14 protein-coding genes and 2 pseudogenes are annotated in these 24,242 nt (G+C 60.4%); 8 read left to right on the top strand and 8 right to left on the bottom strand.

Features of this window, described 5'->3' with window-relative positions:
- The 5 genes and pseudogenes from selO to BJ917_RS32750 all read right to left on the bottom strand — a co-directional run.
- Positions 1–1,464, bottom strand: a complete 1,464-nt coding sequence (gene selO, locus BJ917_RS16855; protein WP_121103891.1) for a protein adenylyltransferase SelO — start codon at positions 1,462–1,464, stop codon at positions 1–3.
- Positions 1,465–1,512: 48 nt separating this feature from the next.
- Positions 1,513–4,866 (bottom strand): mechanosensitive channel MscK, encoded by a 3,354-nt coding sequence (gene mscK / locus BJ917_RS16850; protein ID WP_121103890.1) that lies wholly within the window; start codon positions 4,864–4,866, stop codon positions 1,513–1,515.
- 35 nt (positions 4,867–4,901) lie between these two features.
- The gene (locus tag BJ917_RS16845) at positions 4,902–6,644 is read right to left on the bottom strand and encodes a potassium/proton antiporter (RefSeq protein ID WP_121103889.1); all 1,743 of its coding nucleotides are present in this window, start codon (positions 6,642–6,644) and stop codon (positions 4,902–4,904) included.
- A 246-nt stretch (positions 6,645–6,890) separates the two neighbouring features.
- Entirely contained in the window at positions 6,891–7,754 is an 864-nt protein-coding gene (locus tag BJ917_RS32755) for a methyl-accepting chemotaxis protein (protein WP_372237731.1), read from the bottom strand.
- Positions 7,746–8,501: pseudogene (locus BJ917_RS32750) on the bottom strand (MCP four helix bundle domain-containing protein); the annotation flags it as partial. The pseudogene BJ917_RS32750 and the gene BJ917_RS32755, both read right to left, overlap by 9 nt.
- Before the next feature lie 378 nt (positions 8,502–8,879).
- On the opposite strand from BJ917_RS32750, the gene BJ917_RS16835 reads away from it, so the two are divergent.
- From BJ917_RS16835 to BJ917_RS32740, 4 genes and pseudogenes are all read left to right on the top strand, one after another.
- On the top strand, positions 8,880–9,110 hold the full coding sequence (locus BJ917_RS16835) for a hypothetical protein (protein WP_056852308.1): 231 nt from the start codon (positions 8,880–8,882) through the stop codon (positions 9,108–9,110).
- Complete coding sequence (locus BJ917_RS16830; protein ID WP_096513760.1) at positions 9,107–9,406, top strand: cell division protein ZapA; 300 nt, start codon at positions 9,107–9,109, stop codon at positions 9,404–9,406. The genes BJ917_RS16835 and BJ917_RS16830 overlap by 4 nt, the downstream gene beginning before the upstream one ends.
- A gap of 100 nt (positions 9,407–9,506) precedes the next feature.
- Positions 9,507–10,580: pseudogene (locus BJ917_RS32745) on the top strand (cache domain-containing protein); the annotation flags it as partial.
- Positions 10,581–10,598: 18 nt separating this feature from the next.
- The gene (locus BJ917_RS32740) at positions 10,599–11,444 is read left to right on the top strand and encodes a methyl-accepting chemotaxis protein (protein WP_372237730.1); all 846 of its coding nucleotides are present in this window, start codon (positions 10,599–10,601) and stop codon (positions 11,442–11,444) included.
- A 139-nt stretch (positions 11,445–11,583) separates the two neighbouring features.
- Here the strand turns inward: BJ917_RS32740 and BJ917_RS16820 are convergent, their stop codons facing one another.
- Positions 11,584–13,386 carry an acyl-CoA dehydrogenase gene (locus tag BJ917_RS16820; RefSeq protein ID WP_121103886.1) on the bottom strand — a complete coding sequence of 601 codons (1,803 nt, stop codon included), beginning with the start codon at positions 13,384–13,386 and terminating at the stop codon, positions 11,584–11,586.
- 246 nt (positions 13,387–13,632) lie between these two features.
- Positions 13,633–17,586 (bottom strand): trifunctional transcriptional regulator/proline dehydrogenase/L-glutamate gamma-semialdehyde dehydrogenase, encoded by a 3,954-nt coding sequence (gene putA / locus BJ917_RS16810; RefSeq protein ID WP_121103885.1) that lies wholly within the window; start codon positions 17,584–17,586, stop codon positions 13,633–13,635.
- A gap of 460 nt (positions 17,587–18,046) precedes the next feature.
- Between putA and putP the strand changes: the two genes are divergently transcribed.
- The 4 genes from putP to BJ917_RS16790 all read left to right on the top strand — a co-directional run bounded on the left by putP (position 18,047) and on the right by BJ917_RS16790 (position 23,468).
- Positions 18,047–19,531, top strand: coding sequence for a sodium/proline symporter PutP (gene putP / locus BJ917_RS16805; RefSeq protein WP_121103884.1), 1,485 nt, complete (start codon positions 18,047–18,049; stop codon positions 19,529–19,531).
- Positions 19,532–19,910: 379 nt separating this feature from the next.
- Entirely contained in the window at positions 19,911–21,797 is a 1,887-nt protein-coding gene (locus tag BJ917_RS16800; RefSeq protein ID WP_121103883.1) for a type VI secretion system tip protein VgrG, read from the top strand.
- Positions 21,787–22,524 (top strand): DUF4123 domain-containing protein, encoded by a 738-nt coding sequence (locus BJ917_RS16795; protein WP_121103882.1) that lies wholly within the window; start codon positions 21,787–21,789, stop codon positions 22,522–22,524. Before BJ917_RS16800 ends, BJ917_RS16795 begins: the two co-directional genes overlap by 11 nt.
- 104 nt (positions 22,525–22,628) lie before the next feature.
- On the top strand, positions 22,629–23,468 hold the full coding sequence (locus tag BJ917_RS16790) for a 23S rRNA (adenine(2030)-N(6))-methyltransferase RlmJ (protein ID WP_096513753.1): 840 nt from the start codon (positions 22,629–22,631) through the stop codon (positions 23,466–23,468).
- Between the two features lie 113 nt (positions 23,469–23,581).
- On the opposite strand, the gene msrA is transcribed toward BJ917_RS16790, so the two are convergent.
- Complete coding sequence (msrA, locus tag BJ917_RS16785) at positions 23,582–24,229, bottom strand: peptide-methionine (S)-S-oxide reductase MsrA (protein ID WP_096515587.1); 648 nt, start codon at positions 24,227–24,229, stop codon at positions 23,582–23,584.
- Positions 24,230–24,242: the final 13 nt, after the last annotated feature.

Genomic DNA, 24,242 nt, shown 5'->3' with positions numbered 1-24,242 from the left:
TCACGACGAACAACTGATCTCCAGATGCTTGCCCCACTCCGGCGGCCGTTCGGCGTAGCTTTCCATCCCCGGCTGTTCCTCGAATGGATTGCCCAGTACCGCGTGCAGCCGGCGAACTTCGGAGTAATCGCCCTTTTCTGCCGCATCGATAGCCTTCTGCGCCAGGTAGTTGCGCAAGATATACAGCGGGTTCACGGCATGCATCCGTTGGCGACGCTGTTCCTGATCCAGTTCGCCTTCACGGGCAATCCGGGCTACGTAAAGTTCGCCCCAGGCATCGAAGCCCTTGATGTCGACGAAGTCATCGCGCAGACGATGGACAGCCGCTTCGGGTGATTCTTCACCCAGGCGGCGGAAGAACAGGCTGTAGTCGACGCCGCTGTTCTGCATCAGTTGCAGCAGTTGCTCCAATAGTTTCTGGTCGTCGTCTTCAGCGGTGGTGAGACCCAGGCGGCGGCGCATCAGGTCCAGGTAATGGGCCTGGAACAGCGGCAGGTACAGGCCAAGGGTTTCGCGCAGGGCCTCGACGCTGATGAAGGGCGTCAGGGCCTGGGCCAGGGCGCTGAGGTTCCATTGGCCGATCGGCACCTGGTTGCTGAAGGAGTAGCGGCCCTGATCGTCGGAGTGGTTACAGATGAAATTGGCGTCGAAGTCGTCGAGGAAGGCGAACGGGCCGAAGTCGAAAGTAATACCGAGGATCGACATGTTATCGGTATTCATCACCCCGTGGCAGAAACCATAGGCCTGCCACTTGGCGATCAGCTCGGCATTGCGCTCGACGATCTCGCGGAACATTGCCAGGTAGGGTTCCGGTTGTTCAAGGCACTCTGGAAAATGCATGGCGAGGACGTGGTCGCCGAGTTCTTTCTGCTGTTCGGGGCGTTTGGTGTAGTAGAAATATTCGAAATGGCCGAAGCGCACATGGCTCGGTGCCAGGCGCAGGACCATGGCCGCGCGCTCTTGTTTCTCGCGCCAGACCGGCGTGTCGGAGCCGATCACGCACAACGCCCGGGTGGTCGGGATGTTCAACGCCTGCAGGGCTTCGGAGGCGAGGAATTCGCGGATCGAGGAGCGCAGCACCGCCCGTCCGTCACCCATGCGCGAAAAGGGTGTCTGCCCGGCGCCCTTGAGGTGCAGGTCCCAATGCTCGCCGGCCTCGTTGTACACCTCGCCCAGCAACAGGCCGCGACCGTCGCCCAGTTGCGGGTTATAGAAACCGAACTGATGACCGGAATAGACCATTGCCCTCGGGATCGCGTCGGCCCAGAGCTTGTGGCCGCTGAACAGCTCGGCGAACTCCGGGGTTTCGGCCACGGCCGGGTCGAGATCCAGCAGCGCCATGGCGGCGGGGCTGGCCACGACCAGGCGCGGATTGTCGATCGGCTCGGGCAGCACATGGGCGGAAAACGCATCGCCCAGGCGGTCGAAGCGATTATCGAAGGTCAGTTCGTCGAGGGCTTTCAAAGGCCGTCTCCAGCAGAATGTCCGAGCATTCTGCTGGGGAATGCCCGGTTAGTCGAGTTTGGCGGCAGGCGGTGCCAGCGGCGGTTGCTTGTCATCGTTGAGTGGCACGATGGTTTTGGTTTCCGGCTCGATCGGCACCATCTTGTATTCCTGGCCATGAAGGTTCTTGAGGTAGACCTCCATCTGCCGGAACGAGATGTTGATGTGCTGCTTCTTGAACTCGCGGTTGATGAAGCGGTTGACCTCATCGAGCACGGGGTTACGGTCACCGAGGTCACGCACGTGCATGCGCAGCTCGTGGTCGAGGGTGCTTTCGCCGAAGTTCAGGAAATACACGTGAGGTTCCGGGTCTTTCAGGACGCGCGGGTTATCACGGGCGGCCTTGAGCAGCAGTTCCTTCACCAGGTCCAGGTCCGAGCCGTAATCGACCCCGAGCTTGAGCGTCACGCGGGTGATGGTGTCGGTCAGGGACCAGTTGATCAGTTGTCCGGTAATGAACGTCTTGTTCGGGACAATGATGTCCTTGCGGTCGAAGTCGGTGATGGTCGTGGCACGGATACGGATCTTGCTGACCGTGCCCGACAGGTTGCCGATGGTGATGGTGTCGCCGATCCGCACCGGGCGTTCGAACAGGATCATGATGCCTGAGATGAAGTTGGCGAAAATCTCCTGCATGCCGAAGCCAAGTCCCACGGAGAGGGCTGCCACCAGCCACTGTAACTTGTCCCAGCTGACGCCGAGGGTCGAGAGCGTCGAGACAAAGCCGACCCCGGCGATCACGTAGGACAGCAGCGTGGTGGTGGCGTAGGCACTGCCCTGGGCCAGGTTCAGCTTCGACAGCACAAAGACTTCGAGCAGACCCGGCAGGTTGCGCGCCAGGGCAAAGGTGATGCCGATGATGATCAGCGCACCCAGCATGTCGCCGATGCTGATCGGCACCATGCTCATGTTGGCGCCGGTGCCACTGGTGTATTCGTAGAGGGTGATGTTGTCCAGGTACGAGAACACCGTGATCAGGTCGGCCCAGACCCAGTACAGCGCTGCCATGAAGCCGCCCAGCAGGGCCAGGCGGATCAGGCGCAGGGACTGTTCGTTGACCTTTTCGATATCCAGGGTCGGTTCTTCGATCACCGCTTCGCCGTCGCCGGCTTCCTTCGCGGCCTGGCGCTTGGCCAACGCGCGTTGGTAAGCCAGGCGTCGTGCCGCCACGCTGAGGCCGCGCACGAAGGTGGCTTCGATCACCAGCCAGAACATCAGCAGGTACAGGGTGTTGATCAACCGGTCGCTGAGTTTCAGCGCGGTGTAGTAGTAGCCAAAGCACACGGCGACGAACAGGGCCACCGGCAGGGCGGTGAACATGATGGCCACGGACTTGCGGAACAGCGAGGCGTGTTCGTGGGTCGGGCTGCTGATCAGCAGGCGGCTGAGCAGCCAGGTCATCAAGGCGTAGCAGGTGAGGACCACCGGCATACCCATCACGTCGTCAGCCAGGGCCGCCGGTTGCAGCTCGGCAACCGCCACCACCGCCACCAGCGCCATCACCACCATGCCGAGCCGGCGGACCCAACCGCGCAGGAATTCGACCTGAGGTTTTTCCCAGCGGAAATGCAGCTCTGCCACGCCGCCCGGTGCCAGGACCCGATAGGCGGTGTAGAACACCAGCCACGCCTGGGCCATTTGCAGCAAGGCCGAGCCCATGTAGGCGTTCTGCCCTCGGGCGTCGATTTGCAGGGCCAGGCCGCATAACGCCAGGCCCAGCGACACCGGCATCGCCAGCAGAATGTTGATCAAGATCGCCTGCGGGGTGTGCAACTGGCTGTCGCGCTTGAAGTGGCCGATGTCCTGGTGAACCTTGTTCAGTCGTGCATACAGGTTCTTGCGACGCCACAGCAGGGCACCGATCAGCAGCGCCAGCGGCAGGAACAGCAGCGGTCGCTGGGTCAGGCCATCGATCAGTTCGCTCAGACTGGAGGCCAGGGGAAGCGCATCGATCTGACGTTTCAGGCGATCCGGTGTGCCGCGTATCCATTCCAGATCCAGCGGCTTGTTGCTGGGAATCCAGAACATTTGTTCGTCGAGCGTTGCCCGCAGGCTTTGCGCGGTACTGAGCAGTTGCTTCTGGTTCAGTTGCAGGGTGATGGACTCGTTGAGTACGGCACTCAGTTCGCGGTTCAACCGCTCCAGCAGATCCGCCCGGGTGGTGGCCAGTTCCAGCAGGCTTTTGCGCAGTTGCGGGGTGACTTGCTCGGGCGGTTGTGCCGACAGCAGGTTGTCGACATAGGTGGCGGGGTTGCTGAGCAGCTCCCGTTGCTGGCTGACTTCGAACTGATACAGGCGGATGTCGGCGATCTGGTCGGCCAGGTCTCGGTCGACCCTGAGGCGCGGCAAGGCCTGTTTCTGTTTGTAGAGAATCTTCGAGAGCAGCAGGCTGCCCTTGAGCACATTGATCTGCTCGTCCAGGGCCGCATCACTCTGGGTCACACTGTCCAGTTGTTGCTTGGTCTGCAGGTTCTGCTGGGTGACCTCGTTGAGGCGGTCAGTGCTTTTGAGCAGATAGTCAGAGAGTTTCAGGTTGGCCGCGCTTTCAGTGGCCAGCAGGCTGCTGCCGCCGGCTTTTTGCGCTTCGATGGACTGCTGCGTCACCGTCTCCTGGGATTGAGCCAGGCGTTTCTGGTTGATCAGGTTTTGCATTTCCTGGATTTCACGGTCCAGGCGATCGGACTTTTCCGTTAACAAGTCATGCTGACTGTTGCCCAGGTCTTGCAACTGGGTGTTGCCGGCCAGTTCCTGGCGACGCAGCGGGATCAGGGCGTTGAGGGCCGACAGTTCGGCGTTGAGCTGGTCGCGCTGCTCGGCGCTCAAGGTCTTGCCGCTGTCCTTGCCGGCCTTGAGGATATTGTTGATCTGCTGGATGCGCGTCTGGCTGGTGGAGATTTCCGCCTGGGCGCGCTCCGGGCGGGTCTGGGCGGTAATGATCAGGCTATTGGCGTCGGCCAGGGCCTTTTGCAGATCGCTTTGCTGGGTCGAGCGCTCGGTGAGCATTTGCTCAAGCTGCTGAATCGACTCTTTGGTGAAGCGTTGCGCGACCGGCACCTCGCTGCTGGCCTTGAGACGCGTCAGCTCGCGCTGGTTCTCGACGGTTTGCTTGGGGGCTGTGGCCAGGCGCTGCTTGAGGTCGCTGAGCTTTTGCTCGTAATCACGCCGGTTGTTGAGCTGTGTCAGCGTGGCTTGCAGGACCGATTGCAGGGCCTTTTGATCCGCCTCCGGCAGTTTGCGGTCGGCGATCTTGTCCAGGCTCGCCTGCACGGTTTCGCGGGTGGGTGGTTCGGCGGCTTGCAGCGTGCCGACGGAGAGACTCAGGCCCAACAGGACCAGGACGAAAAAAGTGCGCAGGCTTGACATAAAGACCGATTAAAAAACAGGACGAAGATTGGAGTTTAGAGGAACAAGCCGGGACCCGGGCGACTTCCTTCGGGGAATCTGACGCCCACTTTGCCGATCTTGTTCCCCTCCATGACCGCGACGGTCCAGATGGTGTTGTTCCATTCCACCTGGTCGCCGACCACCGGTGCGCCGCCCACTTTCTGGGCAATGAAGTGGCCCAGGGACATGTCCGGATCGATGCCTTCGACCTTCAACCCGTACAGGGCAGCAACCGCCGCCAGCTGGGCGTCTCCTTCGAGCACGAAGTCGCCGAAGAAGCGCAAATCGAGGCCCCGTTGTGGCGCTTGGCTGAACAGCTTTCCGAGGGCGGGAAGGTTGTGTTCGTGGCCGATTACGCAGAGCAAATCGTCGACTTCGAGCACCGTACTACCCGACGGATGGAGCAGTTGTTCACCCCGAAACAGGGCTGCGATGCGGGTGCCTTCGGGCATTTTCAGTTCACGAAGGTGCGAGCCGATGCACCATTTTTCGGCGCCGAGACGATAAACGAACAGCTCCCATTCGCTGGTGACATGGACTTCCAGCGCGGAGCGCGAAATCGGCGCGGGCTCCGGTGGTACCGTCACCTTCAGCAGTTTGGCGATCCACGGCAGGCTCGTGCCCTGAACCAGCAGCGACACCAGTACGATAAAGAAAGCGAGGTTGAAGTAGAGCTGGGCGTTGGGCAGGCCCGCCATCAGCGGGAACACCGCCAGAATGATCGGCACTGCGCCGCGTAAGCCGACCCAGGAAATGAACGCCTTTTCGCGCCCATGGAAGGCCTTGAACGGCAGCAGGCCGACCACTACCGACAGTGGCCGGGCGAACAGGATCATCCACAGCGCCAGGCCCAATGCCGGCAATGCAATGGGCAGCAAGTCGTGGGGGGTGACCAGCAGCCCCAGCACCAGGAACATGCCGATCTGCGCCAGCCAGGCCATGCCGTCGAGCATGTGCAGAATGCCATGGCGACTGCGCACCGGCCGATTGCCGATCACCAGGCCGCACAGGTACACCGCCAGGAAACCGCTGCCATGCAGGGCGTTGGTCAGGGCAAACACCACCAGGCCGCCGGCGATGACCAGAATCGGATAAAGGCCGGTGGCCAGGTTGATACGGTTGACCAATTGCAGCATGAGCCAGCCACCGCCCAGGCCGATAACGGCACCGATACCGAACTCGCGCAGCAGGTGGGTCAGCAGGCTCCAGTGCAGGCCGGTCTGGCCGCTGGCGAGCATGTCGATCAGGGTCACGGTGAGGAACACCGCCATCGGGTCGTTGCTGCCGGATTCGATCTCAAGGCTGGCGGTCACCCGCTCGTTCAGGCCTTTGCCACCGAGCAATGAGAACACCGCCGCGGCGTCGGTGGAACCGACAATAGCGCCGATCAGCAGGCCTTGAATCAGGTTCAGATTGAACAGCCAGGCAGCGGCCATGCCGGTCAGCCCGGTGGTGATCAACACGCCGACCGTTGCCAGCGACAAGGCTGGCCATAACGCCACGCGGAAACTCGACACCCGGGTGCGTAAACCGCCATCCAGCAGGATCACCGCCAGTGCCAGGTTGCCGACCAGATAAGCTGTGGGGTAGTTATCGAAAATGATGCCGCCGCCATCGACCCCGGCGGCCATGCCCACGGCCAGGATGATGACCAGAATCGGAATGCCGAGGCGCGAAGAAAGTGAACTCACCAGAATGCTCGCACCTACCAGCAACGCGCCGATCAAGAACAGGCTGTTGATGGTCGTCGCATTCAAAGGCAGTACTCCAGAAAGCTGAAAGGCGGGCACAAACTGACCATGCAGTCTGCGTGCCAGCGATTCTAACCTGTTGAAATGTGATGCTGTCAAAAAGGTTTTGCAGATCAATAAAACCCAATCTGCAAATACAGCCGACCCCTTGTAGGAGCTGGCTTGCCAGCGAAGAGGCCCTCAAATATTGCGATGTTCTTGAGGTCGCCTTCGCTGGCAAGCCAGCTCCTACGGGATGGTGACTACCCTTTATTACAGGCTGAATCGCCCGACCATATTGTTCAGATCCAGTGCCAATCGCGACAGCTCGCTACTGGCCGCGCTGGTCTGGTTGGCACCGGTGGCCGACTGCACCGACAGATCGCGAATGTTCACCAGATTGCGGTCCACTTCGCGGGCCACTTGCGCCTGTTCTTCGGTGGCGCTGGCGATCACCAGGTTGCGCTCGTTGATTTCCACGATGGCACTGTTGATGGTGTCGAGCGACATGCCGGCACCGCGGGCGATGTTCAGGGTCGACTCGGCGCGCTCGGTGCTATTGCGCATCGAATCCACCGCGTGCTCGGTGCCGCTCTGGATGCTGCCGATCATGCGTTCGATTTCGCTGGTCGACTGTTGGGTGCGGTGCGCCAGGGCCCGCACTTCATCCGCCACTACCGCAAAGCCGCGACCGGCCTCACCGGCGCGCGCCGCTTCGATGGCCGCGTTGAGGGCCAGCAGGTTGGTCTGGTCGGCCAGGCCGCGAATCACGTCCAGTACCTTGCCGATATCGCGCGATTCATTGGCCAGATCGCTGATCAGCGTGGCCGTGCTCTGCACGTCAGCACTCATGCGTTCGATGGCGCTGACGGTTTCCTGCACCAGGTCACGGCCGTCACCGGCGGAGGTGGTGGCGTTCTTCGAGGCTTCGGACGTGCTGACGGCATTGCGTGCGACCTCTTCCACGGCGCTGGTCATTTCGTTGACCGCCGTGGCGGCCTGTTCGATTTCGTTGTTCTGTTGGGTCAGGCCGCGGGCGCTTTCGTCGGTCACGCTGTTGAGTTCTTCGGCGGCAGAGGCCAACTGTGTGGCCGAGCCGGAAATCCGTTGCAGGGTGTCGCGCAGCTTGTCCTGCATCCTGGACATCGCCTGCAGCAGGCGGCCGGCCTCGTCCTCGCCATCGACGGTGATTGGGCGCGTCAGGTTGCCTTCGGCGATTTGCTCGGCGGCATTCAGGGCGTTGGCGATCGGTTTGGTGATGCTGTTGGTGAGCAGCCAGGCGAACAGAAGGGTCAGGCCGGTGGCGATCACCAGCAGGGTGATCACCAGATTGAATGCCGAAGAGTACTGATCGGCGGCTTGCTGGTTGGTGTCGAGGGTCTGCCGGGTGTTGATCTCCAGCAGTGTGTTCAGCACCGTGTTGATCGCTTCGGAGTTGTTCAGCAAATCGGTGTTGAGCAGGCTGCGCAGTTCGTCGACCTGATTATTGCGTGACAGGGTCTTCATCCGGTCTTCGATCTGGCGGTATTGTCCCAGCAGCTGCACGTACTGATCGTAGGCCGCACGTTCCTGCGGGCTGGCGATCAGTTTTTCGTAAGTGGCCTGGGCCGTGCGAATCTGCTGATTACGCAGTTCGAACAGTTCCATGGTTTTTTGCTGAACATCCGGTTCACGGTTCACCAGCAAACGATAAGAGAGCACACGCAAACGCAGGGTCAGCTGGGTGAAGTCGTCGAGGCTCTTGATGCTCGGCACACTGTTGTTGGTGATGTCTTCGGCGGCGCCACGGATCTTGCTCATCTGGTTCAAGGCAAACACTCCCAGAACCATCATCAAGCCACCGATCAGCGCGAAGCTGAGGAACGCTCGAGGGGCGATATTCATATTACGAAGGGACATGGTATTTACCGAATGGAACGCACCTGAGCGGTGCCGGGGCTGACGTATGAACGACTTATCGGTCATGCGACTGAAGTCTTGAGCCTCGTGGGAGCAAAGCTTGCTCGCGATGGACGTTAACGATAACGCGCTTATCCAGACTGCCCGCGTAAACGTTAACGTCCATCGCGAGCGTGCTCGCTCCTGCAAAAGGAAAAGGGGCGGGCGACGAAGTGCAGGAACCAGATCGGCCAATCACAGTCTTTAAAGTTCGCGAGAAGGTCACCGGTCAGGAAAATCAAGGCCTTGCGCCTGTTTAACCCTGGCATCCGCGGTGACTTTTCTTTATCGTACGCGCCCTTTGAAAATGCCTGGAAAATCAAAATGTTGGAAGCATCCCTAAGCCAATTGGAACAGCTGGTCAGCGACCTGGTACAACAGAACCAAACCCTGCTCGGCACCAACCAAGCCCTGAGCGCCGAACTGGCCCAGGCCAAGGATGAAAACGAGAGCCTGCAACTGAGCCTGATGGAACAGGAAGAGAAACAAGGCGCCACCGCCGCACGCATCCAGGCCCTGGTTGAGCGCGTCAGCGCTGGCCCAGTCAGCGCATGAGTTACGGCCCAGGGGTAAAAGTCGTCTCGATCCTGGGGGAGGACTATTCGATCAAGGCACCGGCCGGGGAAGAGCAGACCCTGCTGGATGCTGCATTGATGTTGAAGGCTGCCCTGGCAGAGACCAAAAAGAAATACCCGACCCTGATCGGTGATCGACTGCTGGTGCTGGCCGCGATGAATCTGTGTTCCCAGCAGATTGAAATGCAAAAGCAGCACAAGCTCGAACTCGACCGTTACCAAGAGCAAGTCAGCGCCACGGTTGAAGTGATCTCCAAGACGATCAATCAGGCCTGATCGGCTTTGCGCACAACCAAAGAATAGATTGTCGGTTTAGTTGTATACAATCGGCACGGCTGTTGCAGTGTTTCAGCCTCTTATTCTTTGGGGGTGCTCCATGCAGTTCTGGCGACGCAGTATTCAATGGCAGTTGATCTTGAGCATGGGCACCGCCTTGCTGGTCAGCGTGCTGATCGTGGTTGGCATTTATACCCTCGTGGTCAACCGCCTCGCCCAGCGCTATCTGGTCGAACAAGCGCTGCCATCGAGCATCGAGGCGATGCGCAACGACATCGAGCGCATCCTCGTTCAACCGCTTACCGCCGCCAAGGACATCGCCAGCAATAGCATGGTGCGCGACTGGTTGGCCGGGGGTGAGAACAGTAGCCAGACCTCCACATTTGCACAGTATCTGGAAGGCATTCGCGCCGGGCACAAGGCCTTTACCGCGCTGATTATCGGGACTGCTTCCAGCCATTACATCACCGAAAAAGGTCTGGACCGGACCCTGAGTCGTTCCAATCCCAAAGACGCCTGGTTCTACTCGTTCCTCGACAGCAGCCAGCCACGTACCCTCAATATCGACAACGACACGGCTACCGGAGAATTGGCGCTGTTCATCGACATCAAGGTCGAACAGGCCGGCAAAGTCGTGGGCGTCGCCGGGCTCGGACTGAGCATGAAAGAGCTGTCGGAGCTGATCCACAACTTCAGTTTCGGAAAGCGCGGCAAGGTCTATCTCGTGCGCTCCGACGGTTTGATCCAGGTTCACCCCGAAGCACAATTCAGCGGCAAACGTACTTTGGCCGAGCAAATCAGCGAGCCGGCGGCGCGTGCGGTCATGGGTCAACTTTCCGCCACCAGCAGCAGCTTTGTGCGCGAGGGCGAAGATTATCTGGCGCTAAGCCTGCCGCTGCGGGATCTGGGCTGGACACTGGTGGCCGAAGTGCCGCAGTCGCAAATCTATGCCGAAGCACGCCGTGCCATGTGGATGAGTAGCGGTATCGGCCTGGCGGTGGCACTGGTATGCCTGTTGCTGGTGGTGTTGCTGGCCCGAGGGCTGGTGCGGCCGATTCGTCAGGTAACAGCCGCGCTGGTCGCCATTGGTAGCGGTGGTGGAGATTTGACCCAGCGGCTGGATTCCAGTCGCGCCGATGAGTTGGGTGACCTGGCTCGCGGCTTCAATCGATTCCTCGACAGCCAGCGCGACATGATCGGCGAAGTTCTGACCACCAGCGAGCGCTTGCGCACGGCGGTCGGCCAGGTGGCGCGGGTGGTGGATAACACCGCCGAGCGTTCCGGTCGTCAGCAGGAGATGACCGACATGGTTGCCACGGCGGTCCACGAAATGGGCCTGACCGTGCAGGACATCGCGCAGAACGCCGGCCATGCAGCGCTCGCTTCGCAGACGGCTCGTGATGAGGCCATGCAGGCGAGGGAGGTGGTGGGCGGCTCGATTCGCCATATCGAAAGCATGTCCGACGAAATCGGTGTCGCCGCCAGCGCCGTGGGCGAGCTGGCCGATCAGGTGGCGTCGATCGATCAGGTGCTGGCGGTGATTCGCGGGATTTCCGAGCAGACCAACTTGTTGGCCTTGAATGCGGCCATCGAAGCGGCGCGGGCCGGGGATATGGGACGCGGGTTTGCCGTGGTCGCCGATGAAGTTCGCACGTTGGCTCGACGCACGCAGATCTCTACCGATGAAATCCAGCAGATGATCGCCAGCCTCAAGCAGGGCGCCGAGAATGCGGTGTCATCGATGCATGCCGGGCAGGCGGCAACGGGCACCGGTGTTGAGTCGAGCCAGAGGACAGGAGCGTCGTTGACGGCGATAACCGGGCAGGTCGAGCACATCAGCGACATGAACCAACAGGTCGCAACGGCGACAGAAGAGCAATCGGCGGTGACCGAGGAGATCAACCGCAATGTGCAGGGGATTTCCGATCTGGCGCGGGCGACGGTGGGGGAGATCAGGGCTTGTCGGGATGACTGTCAGACGTTGCAGCGGTTGGCCGATGACCTGGCGCGGCAGGTGGGTGGGTTCAAGCTGAGTTGATGCGTTGTCTGTGCCGGCCTCATCGCGGGCACCCGCTCCCACAGGGTTTGTGTGTTGAACACATTATTGTGAGCAACTGAGATCACTGTGGGAGCGGGCTTGCCCGCGATTGGTTTTCAGCAGCACCGAAAGGCTATGGTCAGAACCACTCATCCTGCATGCCCAGGCAAACATCATCCCGCGCCTCAAGAATCGCCAGTTCATGGTGGCATCCCGGAATTTCCCAGGTCAGGAAATAACGCGCCGCCTGCAACTTGCCTTTATAGAAACCCACATCCGCCGCATTGCCCTTGGCCAATCCTTCCTCGGCTCGGATCGCCTGTTCCAGCCAGCGCCAGCCAATCACCGTGTGGCCGAAGACTTTCAGGTACAGCGCAGAATTCGCCAGACTGCTGTTGACCTTGCCTTGAGCCAGATCGGTCAGCAGACCAATGGTCACGGTTTGCAGGCGCGCCACCAGTTTTTCCAGTGGTTCACGCAGGGCGGACAGCGAATCGTGGGCCTGGGCACGCTCGGCGGTGTCGGCGATCAGGCGGATGAGTTGCTTGAGACCTGCGCCACCGTTCTGCGCCAATTTGCGACCCAGCAGGTCCAGGGACTGAATGCCGTGGGTGCCTTCGTGGATCGGGTTCAGGCGATTGTCGCGGTAGTACTGCTCCACCGGATACTCGCGGGTGTAACCGTGGCCGCCGAGGATCTGGATCGCCAGTTCGTTGGCCTTCAGGCAGAACTCCGACGGCCAGGATTTGACGATCGGCGTCAGCAGATCCAGCAGCTCGTGGGCCTGCTTGCGTTCGGCTTCGGTCCCGAGGGTGGTGGTATCGTCGAACAGTCGCGCGGCATACAGCCCCAGGTCGAACGAGCCTTCGACGTAGGCTTTCTGGGTCAGCAGCATGCGTTTGACGTCGGCGTGCTGGATGATCGCCACCGGTGCGGTGTTCGGGTCCTTGCTGTCCGGCACACGACCTTGCGGACGTAAACGTGCGTATTCCAGCGAGTACAGATAGCCTGCGTAACCGAGCATCACCGCGCCCATGCCGACGCCGATCCGCGCCTCGTTCATCATCTGGAACATGTAGCTCAAGCCATGGTGTGCCTTGCCCACCAGATAGCCGACGCATTCACCGTTATCGCCGAAGTTCAGCGCGGTGGACGTGGTGCCGCGCCAGCCCATCTTGTGGAACAGACCGGCCAGCAGGACATCGTTGCGCTTGCCGAGGCTGCCGTCATCGTTGACCAGGAACTTGGGCACGATAAACAGCGAAATGCCCTTCACCCCGGCTGGTGCATCCGGCAACTTGGCCAGGACCATGTGCACGATGTTTTCCGACAGTGGGTGATCGCCGCCGGAGATGAAAATCTTGTTGCCCTTGAGTCGATAAGTGCCGTCGGACGCAGGCTCGGCGCGGGTACGAATATCCGACAACGATGAACCCGCGTGGGGTTCGGTCAGGGCCATGGTGCCGAAGAAACGCCCGTCGATCATCGGTTGCAGGAAGCGACGTTTCTGCTCCTCGGTGCCGAAGCTTTCGATCAGGTTCGCAGCGCCCATGGTCAGGAACGGGTAAGAGGTCGACGCCGCGTTGGCCGATTGAAAATGCGCGAAGCAGGCTTGGGACAGCAATGTAGGGAGCTGCATGCCACCGGCATCGAAACTGCGCGCGGCATTGAGGAAACCGGCTTCGAGGAAGGCGTCCACCGCCGGTTTCACTTCCGGAATCAGAATCGCCTGACCGTCCTCATAGCGCGGTTCGTTCTCGTCACCCTTGCGGTTATGCGGCGCGAAAAATTTCTCGGCGATGCTGCGGGCGGTGCCGATGGCGGCATCGAAGGTTTCGCGGTTGTGCTCGGCAAACCGCTCACGCTGGGTCAGGCCTTCGGCATCAAGGACTTCATACAGCTCGAAAGCCAGATTGCGGGAACTGAGCAGCGTCTCGGACATGGCGGCCTACCTTTTATTGGAATGGGCCGAGTCTAGGCGTGGGAATAGAGGCTGAACAGGATGATTGATGAGGGTGATGGTAGGGTGCGGCTAGCGCTAATCAAATGTGGGAGCGAGCCTGCTCGCGAAGAGGCCGGCACATCCAAAATTAATGTTGGATGATGAACCGCTTTCGCGAGCAGGCTCGCTCCCACAGGGGATATTGCAGACCGGGCAGCCATTGCGGTTGCCCGTTCTTATTGCGGTTTAACCGATGGTCATCAAGCTCGCATTACCACCCGCCGCCGCCGTGTTAACGCTCAGCGCGCGCTCAATCACCAGGCGTTCCAGCGCAATGTTGGATTCACCTTGTGACAGACCCTGCACACCCACGATCGCGCCGGCACGCTTGGCCACTTGCTGGCAGACCGCGCGCAACTGGTCGGAATGGCCGTGATGCAGCACGGCATCAAACACCACCTCGTCCTTGTTCCAGTCGGACACCAGCTTGATGCGTGTCTGAATCTCCTTCGGCAGGCGTGCGAACAGCGCCTTGCTCAGTTCAGCTTCCGGCCAGACCGCCGAACCCCCAACAGCCAGTACCGCCGCCAGCTGGGTCAGCAGGTCACCTTCGACTTCCGCCAGGCACAGTACGTGCTCGCGCGGCAGGATCGCATAGCTGTTGCGCTCGCCGGTCGGGCCGGCCAGTACGCGAGTCACACCGCTTTGCGATTGCGCGGCGAACTGCACGCACAGGGTGCTCAGGTCGGCGAACTTGTTGTTGTCGGCCCAGGCTTTCAGAGCGTTGAGCGGCTTGCTCATGGCGTCACGCAGGCGCACGTCCGGTGCCACGGCAGCATCACCGCGAGCGAAGGATTGTTCGATGGCATCGGTAGGACGCGTCGACAACAGGCGGTACAGGTACAGCGGGCCTCCGGCCTTCGGACCCGTACCCGACAGGCCTTCGCCGCCGAACGGTTGCACACCGACCACGGCACCGACGATGTTGCGGTTGACGTAGACGTTACCGGCGTTGACGGTGTCGATCACCTTGGCGATGGTCTCGTCGATGCGGGTGTGTACGCCCAGGGTCAGGCCGTAACCGGATGCGTTGATCTGAGCGATCAGTTGATCGATGTCCTTGCGCTTGTAGCGAACCACGTGCAGCACCGGGCCGAAGATTTCCCGTTGCAGTTCATCGAAGCTTTCCAGTTCGATCAAAGTCGGCATCACGAAGGTGCCGCGTTTGACTTCTTCGGCGTCGGCGATGGCCACCTGGTACACGTTGCGACCTTTGTCGCGCATGGCCTGGATGTGCTTCTCGATGCCGGCCTTGGCTTCGGCGTCGATTACCGGGCCGATGTCCACGGACAGGCGCTCCGGGTTGCCGAGACGGCTTTCAGCCATCGCGCCCTTGAGCATTTCGATGACGCGGTCGGCGGAATCTTCCTGCAAGCACAGCACGCGCAAGGCCGAGCAACGCTGACCGGCGCTGTCGAAGGCCGACGATACGACGTCGATGACCACTTGTTCGGTCAGGGCCGAGGAGTCAACGATCATCGCGTTCTGGCCGCCGGTTTCGGCGATCAGCGGAATCGGACGACCCTGGCTGTCCAGGCGACCGGCGATGTTGCGTTGCAGCAGGCGTGCGACTTCGGTGGAGCCGGTGAACATCACGCCTTTGACGCGATCGTCGCCGACCAGGCCGGCACCGACGGTTTCGCCACGGCCCGGCAGCAGTTGCAGCACGCCTTCCGGAATACCGGCCTCAAGCAGCAGGCGCACGGCCTGGGCAGCCACCAGCGGCGTCTGTTCCGCAGGCTTGGCCAGCACCGGGTTACCGGCGGCAAGAGCAGCGGCGACCTGGCCGCTGAAGATTGCCAGCGGGAAGTTCCACGGGCTGATGCACACCACCGGACCCAGCGGGCGGTGAGCGTCGTTGGTGAAATCGTTGCGCGCCTGCACTGCGTAATAACGCAGGAAGTCGACAGCTTCACGCACTTCGGCAATGGCGTTGGCGAATGTCTTGCCGGCTTCGCGGGCCAGCAGGCCCATCAGCGGCTGGATCTCGCCTTCCATCAAGTCGGCGGCACGCTCCAGGATCGCGGCCCGCTCGGCTGGCGGGGTGGCCTGCCAGATCGGTGCGGCGTTCAGGGCGCATTGAATGGCGTTGTCGACGTCTTCGACGGTGGCCTCCTGCACATGGCCGACCACGTCACGCAGATCGGACGGGTTCAAGACCGGTGCCGGCGTTTCGGTGCTGGAGGCGCAACCGAGCATCGGCGCGGCTTTCCAGTGGTTGTGCGCGGTGGCCAGCAGGGCGCAGGACAGCGATGCCAGGCGATGCTCGTTCGCCATGTCGATGCCGCTGGAGTTGGCGCGCTCGGAGCCGTACAGGTCACGCGGCAACGGGATGCGCGGGTGTGGCAGGCCGAAGCCGCCTTCCAGCGTCGCCATTTGCTCGATGCTGGCCACCGGATCGGCGACCAGTTCCTGAATCGAGATCGACTGGTCGGCGATACGGTTGACGAACGACGTGTTGGCGCCGTTTTCCAGCAAGCGACGCACCAGGTACGCCAGCAGGGTTTCGTGGGTGCCGACCGGTGCGTACACGCGGCACGGACGGTTCAGCTTGCCCTCGGAGACTTTGCCTACAACCTGCTCGTACAGCGGTTCACCCATGCCGTGTAGGCACTGGAATTCGTACTGACCCGGGTAATAGTTCTGACCGGCGATGTGGTAAATGGCCGACAGGGTATGGGCGTTGTGCGTGGCGAACTGCGGATAAATGACTTCTGGTACCGACAACAGTTTGCGGGCGCAAGCGATGTAGGAAACGTCGGTGTACACCTTGCGGGTGTAGACCGGGTAGCCTTCCAGGCCTTCGACCTGGGCGCGCTTGATTTCGCTGTCCCAGTACGCGCCTTTCACCAGGCGGATCATCAGGCGATGACGGCTGCGGCGAGCCAGGTCGATCACGTAGTCGATCACGTACGGGCAACGCTTCTGGTAGGCCTGGATCACGAAACCGATGCCGTTCCAGCCGGTCAGTTGCGGCTCGAAGCACAGGCGCTCCAGCAGATCCAGCGACAGTTCGAGGCGGTCGGCTTCTTCGGCGTCGATGTTCAGGCCGATGTCGTATTGCTTGGCCAGCAGGGTCAGCGACAGCAGGCGCGGGTACAGCTCGTCCATCACGCGCTCGTACTGGGCGCGGCTGTAGCGCGGGTGCAAGGCGGACAGCTTGATGGAGATGCCCGGGCCTTCATAAATCCCACGGCCGTGGGAGGCTTTGCCGATCGAGTGGATGGCTTGTTCGTACGAGGCCAGGTACTTCTGCGCGTCATGTTCGGTGAGTGCGGCTTCACCGAGCATGTCGTAGGAATAACGGAAGCCCTTGGCTTCGAACTTGCTGGCATTGGCCAGGGCTTCGGCGATGGTTTCGCCGGTGACGAACTGCTCGCCCATCAGGCGCATGGCCATGTCGACGCCCTTGCGGATCATCGGCTCGCCGCTCTTGCCGATGATGCGGCTCAGGGAAGAAGTCAGGCCGGCTTCATTGTGCGTAGACACAAGCTTGCCGGTAAGCAGCAGGCCCCACGTGGCAGCATTGACGAACAGCGACGGGCTGTTGCCCAGGTGCGGTTGCCAGTTGCCGGTGCTGATCTTGTCGCGGATCAGCGCGTCGCGGGTGCCTTTGTCCGGGATGCGCAACAGCGCTTCGGCCAGACACATCAGTGCCACACCTTCCTGGGACGACAGGGAGAATTCCTGCAACAGGCCCTGAACGATACCGGCACGGCCGCCGGCGCTCTTCTGGTTGCGCAGTTTTTCCGCGATGGATGCGGCGAGTTTGTTGGTGGCTTCGGCCATCAATGCCGGCAGGCGTGCCTGCTCGATCAGCATCGGCACCACTTCCGGTTCCGGGCGACGGTAAGCAGCGGTGATCGAGGCGCGCAGTACCGATTGCGGCAGGATGCTTTCGGCGAACTCAAGGAAGCACTGGTGAGCGTGATCGACGTGGACGTCACCTGCGTCGTCAGCGACAGCGGTGGTCAAACCGTTCAGCTCGGTCAGGGTTGCACCACCCTCGAGTTTTTCCAGGTAATTGAAAATTGCCTGCTTGATCAGCCAGTGCGGCGTGCGATCAATCGAGGTCGCGGCAGCCTTGAGGCGTTCGCGGGTCGGGTCGTCGAGTTTGACCCCAAGGGTGGTGGTAGCCATGTTTTTATCCTCATGTTTGCCACGACTGCGTGGCATCAGCTGGCGGCAAGATTAGCTGTGCGCTGAAGGAGGTGCAACCGGGTGCAACCCTTTTTTTGTAGGAATAATCTTCACCTCGTCGGGAATTGAATTCTGGTACGAGTGTGCCGCCAGTGCTTGGCGCTTTTACTTCTAGAAAAGCGTCTGGACTGCGCTAAAAGGGAGTAAAAAACATCTGGTTACGGGAAAGTGATCCGGGTGCAACTGATTCTCAAGAAATGGGTTGCACCTTATTTGCTTTGTTGACTAGCATTCGCGCCACAAGGTGCAACCCGTCTAGGACGTGGTTGAGCCGGCTGATGGCTTTCCTGGGGAAACATCAGTCATAAATGCGCGCGATCCCGAATCGTCTGTCAAACGTCATCGTTTGTGGCCGGTTCAACAGCGCCGCTACATAAAAACAAAGCCAGGGCGTCACTTAATGAGCGTAACGAATCCAACCCTGATCACGTTCGTGATCTACATCGCAGCCATGGTGCTGATTGGCTTCATGGCCTATCGCTCCACCAACAATCTTTCCGATTACATCCTGGGTGGTCGCAGCCTGGGCAGCGTCGTCACCGCGCTGTCCGCCGGCGCTTCCGACATGAGCGGCTGGTTGTTGATGGGCCTGCCGGGCGCGATCTACATGTCCGGTCTTTCCGAAAGCTGGATTGCCATCGGCCTGATCGTCGGTGCGTACCTGAACTGGCTGTTCGTCGCCGGCCGCCTGCGCGTGCAGACCGAGCACAACGGTGATGCCCTGACGCTGCCGGACTACTTCGCCAGCCGTTTCGAAGACAAAAGCGGCCTGCTGCGGATCATCTCTGCGGTGGTGATCCTGGTGTTCTTCACCATCTACTGCGCCTCGGGCATCGTGGCCGGTGCCCGTCTGTTCGAAAGCACCTTCGGCATGTCCTACGAGACGGCACTGTGGGCCGGTGCCGCGGCAACGATTGCCTACACCTTCGTCGGCGGTTTCCTGGCGGTGAGCTGGACTGACACCGTACAGGCCACCCTGATGATTTTCGCCCTGATCCTCACGCCGATCATCGTGCTGCTGGCTACCGGTGGCGTCGACACCACGTTCCTGGCCATCGAAGCACAGGATCCAGGCAACTTCGACATGCTCAAAGGCACGACCTTCATCGGCATCATTTCGCTGATGGGTTGGGGCTTGGGCTACTTTGGTCAGCCGCACATCCTGGCGCGTTTCATGGCGGCGGATTCGGTGAAGTCGATTGCCAATGCCCGTCGCATCTCCATGACCTGGATGATCCTGTGCCTGGGCGGCACCGTCGCTGTCGGTTTCTTCGGCATTGCCTATTTCTCGGCCAATCCTGCCGTGGCCATGCCGGTGAGCGAGAACCACGAGCGTGTGTTCATCGAACTGGCGAAAATCCTGTTCAACCCATGGATCGCCGGTGTTTTGCTGTCGGCCATCCTGGCTGCCGTGATGAGCACCCTGAGCTGCCAACTGCTGGTGTGCTCGAGCGCCCTGACCGAAGACTTCTACAAAACCTTCCTGCGCAAATCGGCTTCCCAAGTAGAGCTGGTCTGGGTCGGCCGAGCCATGGTGCTGCTGGTTGCCCTGATCGCCATCGCGATGGCTGCCAACCCGGAAAACCGCGTGTTGGGTCTGGTCAGCTACGCCTGGGCCGGTTTCGGTGCCGCCTTCGGTCCGGTGGTGCTGATCTCCGTGATCTGGAAAGACATGACCCGCAACGGCGCACTGGCCGGTATCCTGGTCGGCGCGATCACCGTGATCGTCTGGAAACACTTCCAACTGCTGGGCCTGTACGAAATCATCCCGGGTTTCATTTTTGCCAGCCTGGCGATCTACATCGTCAGCAAACTGGGCGCCCCGACGTCCGGCATGCTGCAGCGCTTCGCCGCGGCTGAAGGTGATTACCGCCTGAACAAGTGATGGGTTGAGCGAATTGCTCGAAGCCAGCGCTTGACCGAAAACGGCCCGCCTCCTGTTGGAGGCGGGCCGTTTTTGCGTTTGGCGTGAGTGTTCCAGTGTTTGTGCTGCCGTCTTCGCGGGCAAGCCTCGCTCCTACAGGTTTTGTGTCGTTCCGAACGTCGCGGGAGCACACCCAATCCTGTAGGAGCGAGGCTTGCCCGCGAAGGCGTCATCCGCCTCACCACATCATTACTGAAGGGAATGTCTGTAGCCGGAAGAGTCGTTTTTTGAAGGTTAAAACTTCAAGTGGAGTAGGGCATTTCTGTTTTTCCAGCCCCTCGTTCATCCCCCATGCGTCTCATGCAGAATCGCCCGCTTCCAATCTGCAGAGTCACACCGGATGTTCGCTCCTGCTAATCAACCCCGCTTTACGCTGACTGTCGAAGGTTCCGACCATGACCTCAAGGTGCTTGAGTTCACGGGCAAGGAGGCCATCAGCCAGCCGTACCGTTTTGATCTGGAACTGGTCAGCGAGCGGCCGGACATCGAACTCGAAAGTCTCCTGCACCGTCAGGCGTTTCTGAGTTTTGATGCACAAGGCTCGGGTATTCATGGCCAGATATTTCGCATTGGCCAAGGCGATTGCGGCAAGCGCCTGACGCGCTACCAGATCAGCCTGGTGCCACGCCTGGCTTATCTGAGCCAGCGCATCAATCAGCGGATTTTCCAACACCAAAGCGTGCCGGCGATCATCACGCAAATCCTCAAGGACCACGGCATCCTCGGCGATGTCTTCAAGTTTCAGCTCGGCACGGATTACCCTGAGCGCGAATACTGCGTGCAATACGCGGAAAGCGACCTGGCGTTCATCGAGCGGCTATGCGCAGAGATCGGCATTCACTACCACTTTCGACACAGCCCTGACGGTCATCTGCTGGTATTTGGCGATGACCAGACCGTTTTCCTGCATCTGAAGGAGTCGATACTGTATTTGCCCGGCAGTGGTATGGCGGGGGATACACCGGTGATCAATCGTTTCGATGTCGCCCTGCAAGCCCGGACCACAGCGGTAGTCCGTCGCGACTATGACTTCAGTAAACCTCGCCTTGAACTGGAAAGCCGTTTCGACAGCAAGCAGCTGCCAGTGCTGGAGGATTATGGTTTTCCCGGGCAATTCAACGATCCCGAAGTCGGCAGGCATCTGGCGCAACGAGCATTGGAAAGTCGCCGTATGGATTGCCGTCGGGTGCAGGGGTGCAGTGATCAATCCGCATTGATAAGCGGGTACTTGCTGCAACTCGACGGGCACCCCCGACGGGAATGGAACGACCTGTGGCTGCTCACGGAAATCGAACACCATGGTCGGCAGCCGCAGGTACTTGAAGAGTCGGCAGGTAGTGGCGATCCGAATGAATTCCAGGGTTATCGCAATACCTTTCTGGCAACGCCGTGGGATGTTTTCTTCCGCCCACCGCTGATCAGGAAACCGCGTGTAGCCGGTTATCAATCCGCCGTGGTCACCGGCCCGAAGAACAGTGAAATCCATTGCGACGAATACGGTCGGGTCAAGGTCCGGTTGATGTGGGATCGCGACGGTGCATTGAACGAACATTCCAGTTGCTGGCTGCGAGTTGCCACTGGCTGGGCGCATGATCGTTACGGTGCCGCGTTGATTCCGCGGGTCGGCATGGAAGTACTGGTAGGTTTCGTCGATGCCGATGCCGACAAGCCGTTGGTGATGGGGTGCTTGCCCAATGCATCAACCCCGGTGCCGCTGGACCTGCCCGCGGACAAAACCCGTAGTATTTTCCGCAGCCAGAGCAGCCCCGGTGGCGGTGGATACAACGAATTGCGCATCGAGGATCGCAAAGGCGCCGAGGAAATCTCCCTGCGTGCCCAGCGCAACTGGAATCAGCAGGTCCTGCACGATATGCACGTGCAAGTCGGGCAAAACGAGTACTTGTACGTTGAAGGTGACCGGCATATCCGCGTCAGTAACCAGACCGTCAAGGCAAGCGGGCAGATACGCATCAATGCCGGTAGCCAGATCGTGATCGACGGTGGCGTTCACGCGACCATTCAGGCGGGCGGGCACTGGATCAATATTGGGCCTGAAGGGATTTTCAGTAGCGTACCCATTGAGGTTGGCGGGGCATTGATGCCGGCCCTGGGTACATCGAGCACACCTGTGCAAGGCGTGGCACTGAGCATGGCGCAGATGTTAAACCTGAAAAGGGCTGCGCCTTTTTGCCAGGTATGTTGCGAGGACGGTGCCTGTGCAGTCTGATTTTCTGTCACCTCATGCCTGGCTGGAACGCCAGCCGCCGAAACCGTCGGAACAACTGTTCGCGATCTTCAGCAGTGCCAGTGCCCCCGAACCTTTCGAAGCCTGGCGCCGTTTGACCCCCGCAAGAATGGCGAGCCCGATCTGGTCCGAAACTGCCTATGCCGGATGGGTAGCGGTGATGCCCTATGTCGCAACCGTCGCTATGGACAGTGAGTTTTTGCAATGGGTGGCGACCACGGCGTCTCGTGACTGGGGGTGGCTGGCGGTTTCTTCGGCGAGCCAACAGGCGCTGGTCGAACACTTGCGCAGCCTCACGCAGGTGACGTTGCCCAATGGCAGCAGGGCGTTTTTTCGCTTCTGGGATGGGCGGTATGTGCTGCCGATGCTGCAGTGTGGCGAGGTCGATTGTGCGCAACTGCTGCCAGTGATCGGGCGGTGTTGGATCAATGGCCAGGCCGTCGAGATCGGTGGAGGCGGGCAAGGCGCAACGAAGGTTTTCCCCTGGTGGGAGGTGCCTGAAACGCTACTGCAACGGTTTAGTGATGGAGATGATTCAACCAGGATCAGCAACCTGCTGCAGTGGCTGGGCGAAGAGCAACCGGACGTTTTCGAGGCGTTTTCCGAGAGCGTGTTGCGCTGTAAAGTCGCGAATTTTCTCGCGGGGCCTGACCTGCCGTCCATACCGAAAACTGAATTGTTGGCTTATCTGATGGAGGAGCTGGACTGAGCCGGCTCCTACAGGGTTGCGTCTTCATTGCCAGCCGCTCGGCCGCGAACCCCTGACTTGCAGGCCGGTAAAAGGTAAACTTCACGGCCTTCGCAGGAGCAGCCATGAATTATCGTCACGCCTTCCATGCCGGCAATCACGCCGACGTGTTCAAACACCTGACCTTGACCCGCCTCATCGCCCTGATGTCGCGCAAGGAGCAGCCGTTTGCCTATCTCGATACGCACGCCGGCATTGGCCTGTATGACCTTCAGGGCGATCAGGCCAGCCGTACCGGTGAGTACCTGGAAGGCATCGCGCGTTTGTGGGATCAGCCGGATCTGCCGATCCTGACCGCTGATTACATGCAAGTGCTGCACGAGATGAACCCGGATGGCCAGTTGCGCTATTACCCCGGCTCGCCGGAGTTGGCGCGGCGCCTGACCCGCCCGCAGGATCGCGTGCTGCTCAACGAGAAGCACCCGGAAGACGGCGTGCTGCTCAAGGACAACATGGCCGGTGATCGCCGGGTCAAGGTTCACCTGGGCGAAGGCTGGCATGTGTCGCGTGCGTTGCTGCCGGTGCCGGAGAAGCGGGCGGTGATGCTGATCGACCCGCCGTTCGAAAAACTCGACGAGATGCAGCGCTGCGCGGCGTCGTTGAAAGAGGCGATTGGCCGGATGCGGCAAACCGTGGCGGCGATCTGGTACCCGGTGAAGGATCAGCGTGCATTGCGCCGCTTCTATCAGGACCTGGCCGGCACCGGTGCACCGAAATTGTTGCGCGTGGAGTTGCTGGTGCATCCGTTGGATACGCCCAACAGTCTGAACGGTTCCGGCCTGGCGATTGCCAATCCGCCGTGGGGGCTGGAGGAAGAGTTGCGTGAGTTGCTGCCGTGGCTGTCCGAGAAATTGGGGCAGACCCAGGGTGGGTGGAAGATGGATTGGTTGATTGCCGAGAGTTGATCTGCTGCATTATTGGCGTCTGATCGGACGCCTTCGCGGGCAAGCCTCGCTTCTACAGGTCGGTGTGACCGTAGGAGCGAGGCTTGCCCGCGAAGCTTTTCAGTGTCCGAAATTTAGATCGGGCAGGTGACGCCGGTGCCACCAATGCCGCAATAGCCTTCCGGATTTTTCGCCAGATACTGCTGGTGATAAGCCTCGGCGTAGTAGAAGGTCGGGGCTTCGTCGATGTCGGTGGTGATGATGCCTTGGCCGGCCTTGGTCAGTTCGGCCTGGAACACCTGCGCGCTCTTCTTCGCCGCTTCCAGCTGTGCCGGGTTGGTGGCGTAGATCACCGAGCGGTATTGAGTGCCGATGTCGTTGCCCTGGCGCATGCCCTGGGTCGGGTTGTGCAGTTCCCAGAACATCTTCAGCAGCTCTTCGTAGCTGACTTTCTCCGGTTCGTACACCACCAGCACCACTTCGCTGTGGCCGGTCAGGCCCGAACAGACTTCTTCATAGGTCGGGTTTGGCGTGAAGCCGCCAGCGTAGCCCACGGATGTGCTGAACACGCCTTCACGCTGCCAGAAGCGACGTTCTGCACCCCAGAAACAACCCAGGCCGAAAATCGCGAATTCCACATTGCCCGGGAATGGACCCAGCAGCGGGTTTTTATTGACGAAATGTTCGTCCGGCACCTTGATCGGGGTTTCGCGGCCAGGCAGAGCTTGTTCTTTGGTAGGGAGCACGTTTTTGTTCACCAGAATTTCCGAGCGCAGAACCATCATCAGTCCTCTC

The sequence above is a fragment of the Pseudomonas sp. WPR_5_2 genome (assembly GCF_003634475.1).
GTDB classification, from domain to species: Bacteria; Pseudomonadota; Gammaproteobacteria; order Pseudomonadales; family Pseudomonadaceae; genus Aquipseudomonas; species Aquipseudomonas izuensis.
The sequence above is the reverse complement of the archived record's forward strand: the minus strand, read 5'-3'. Positions and strand labels throughout refer to the sequence as shown.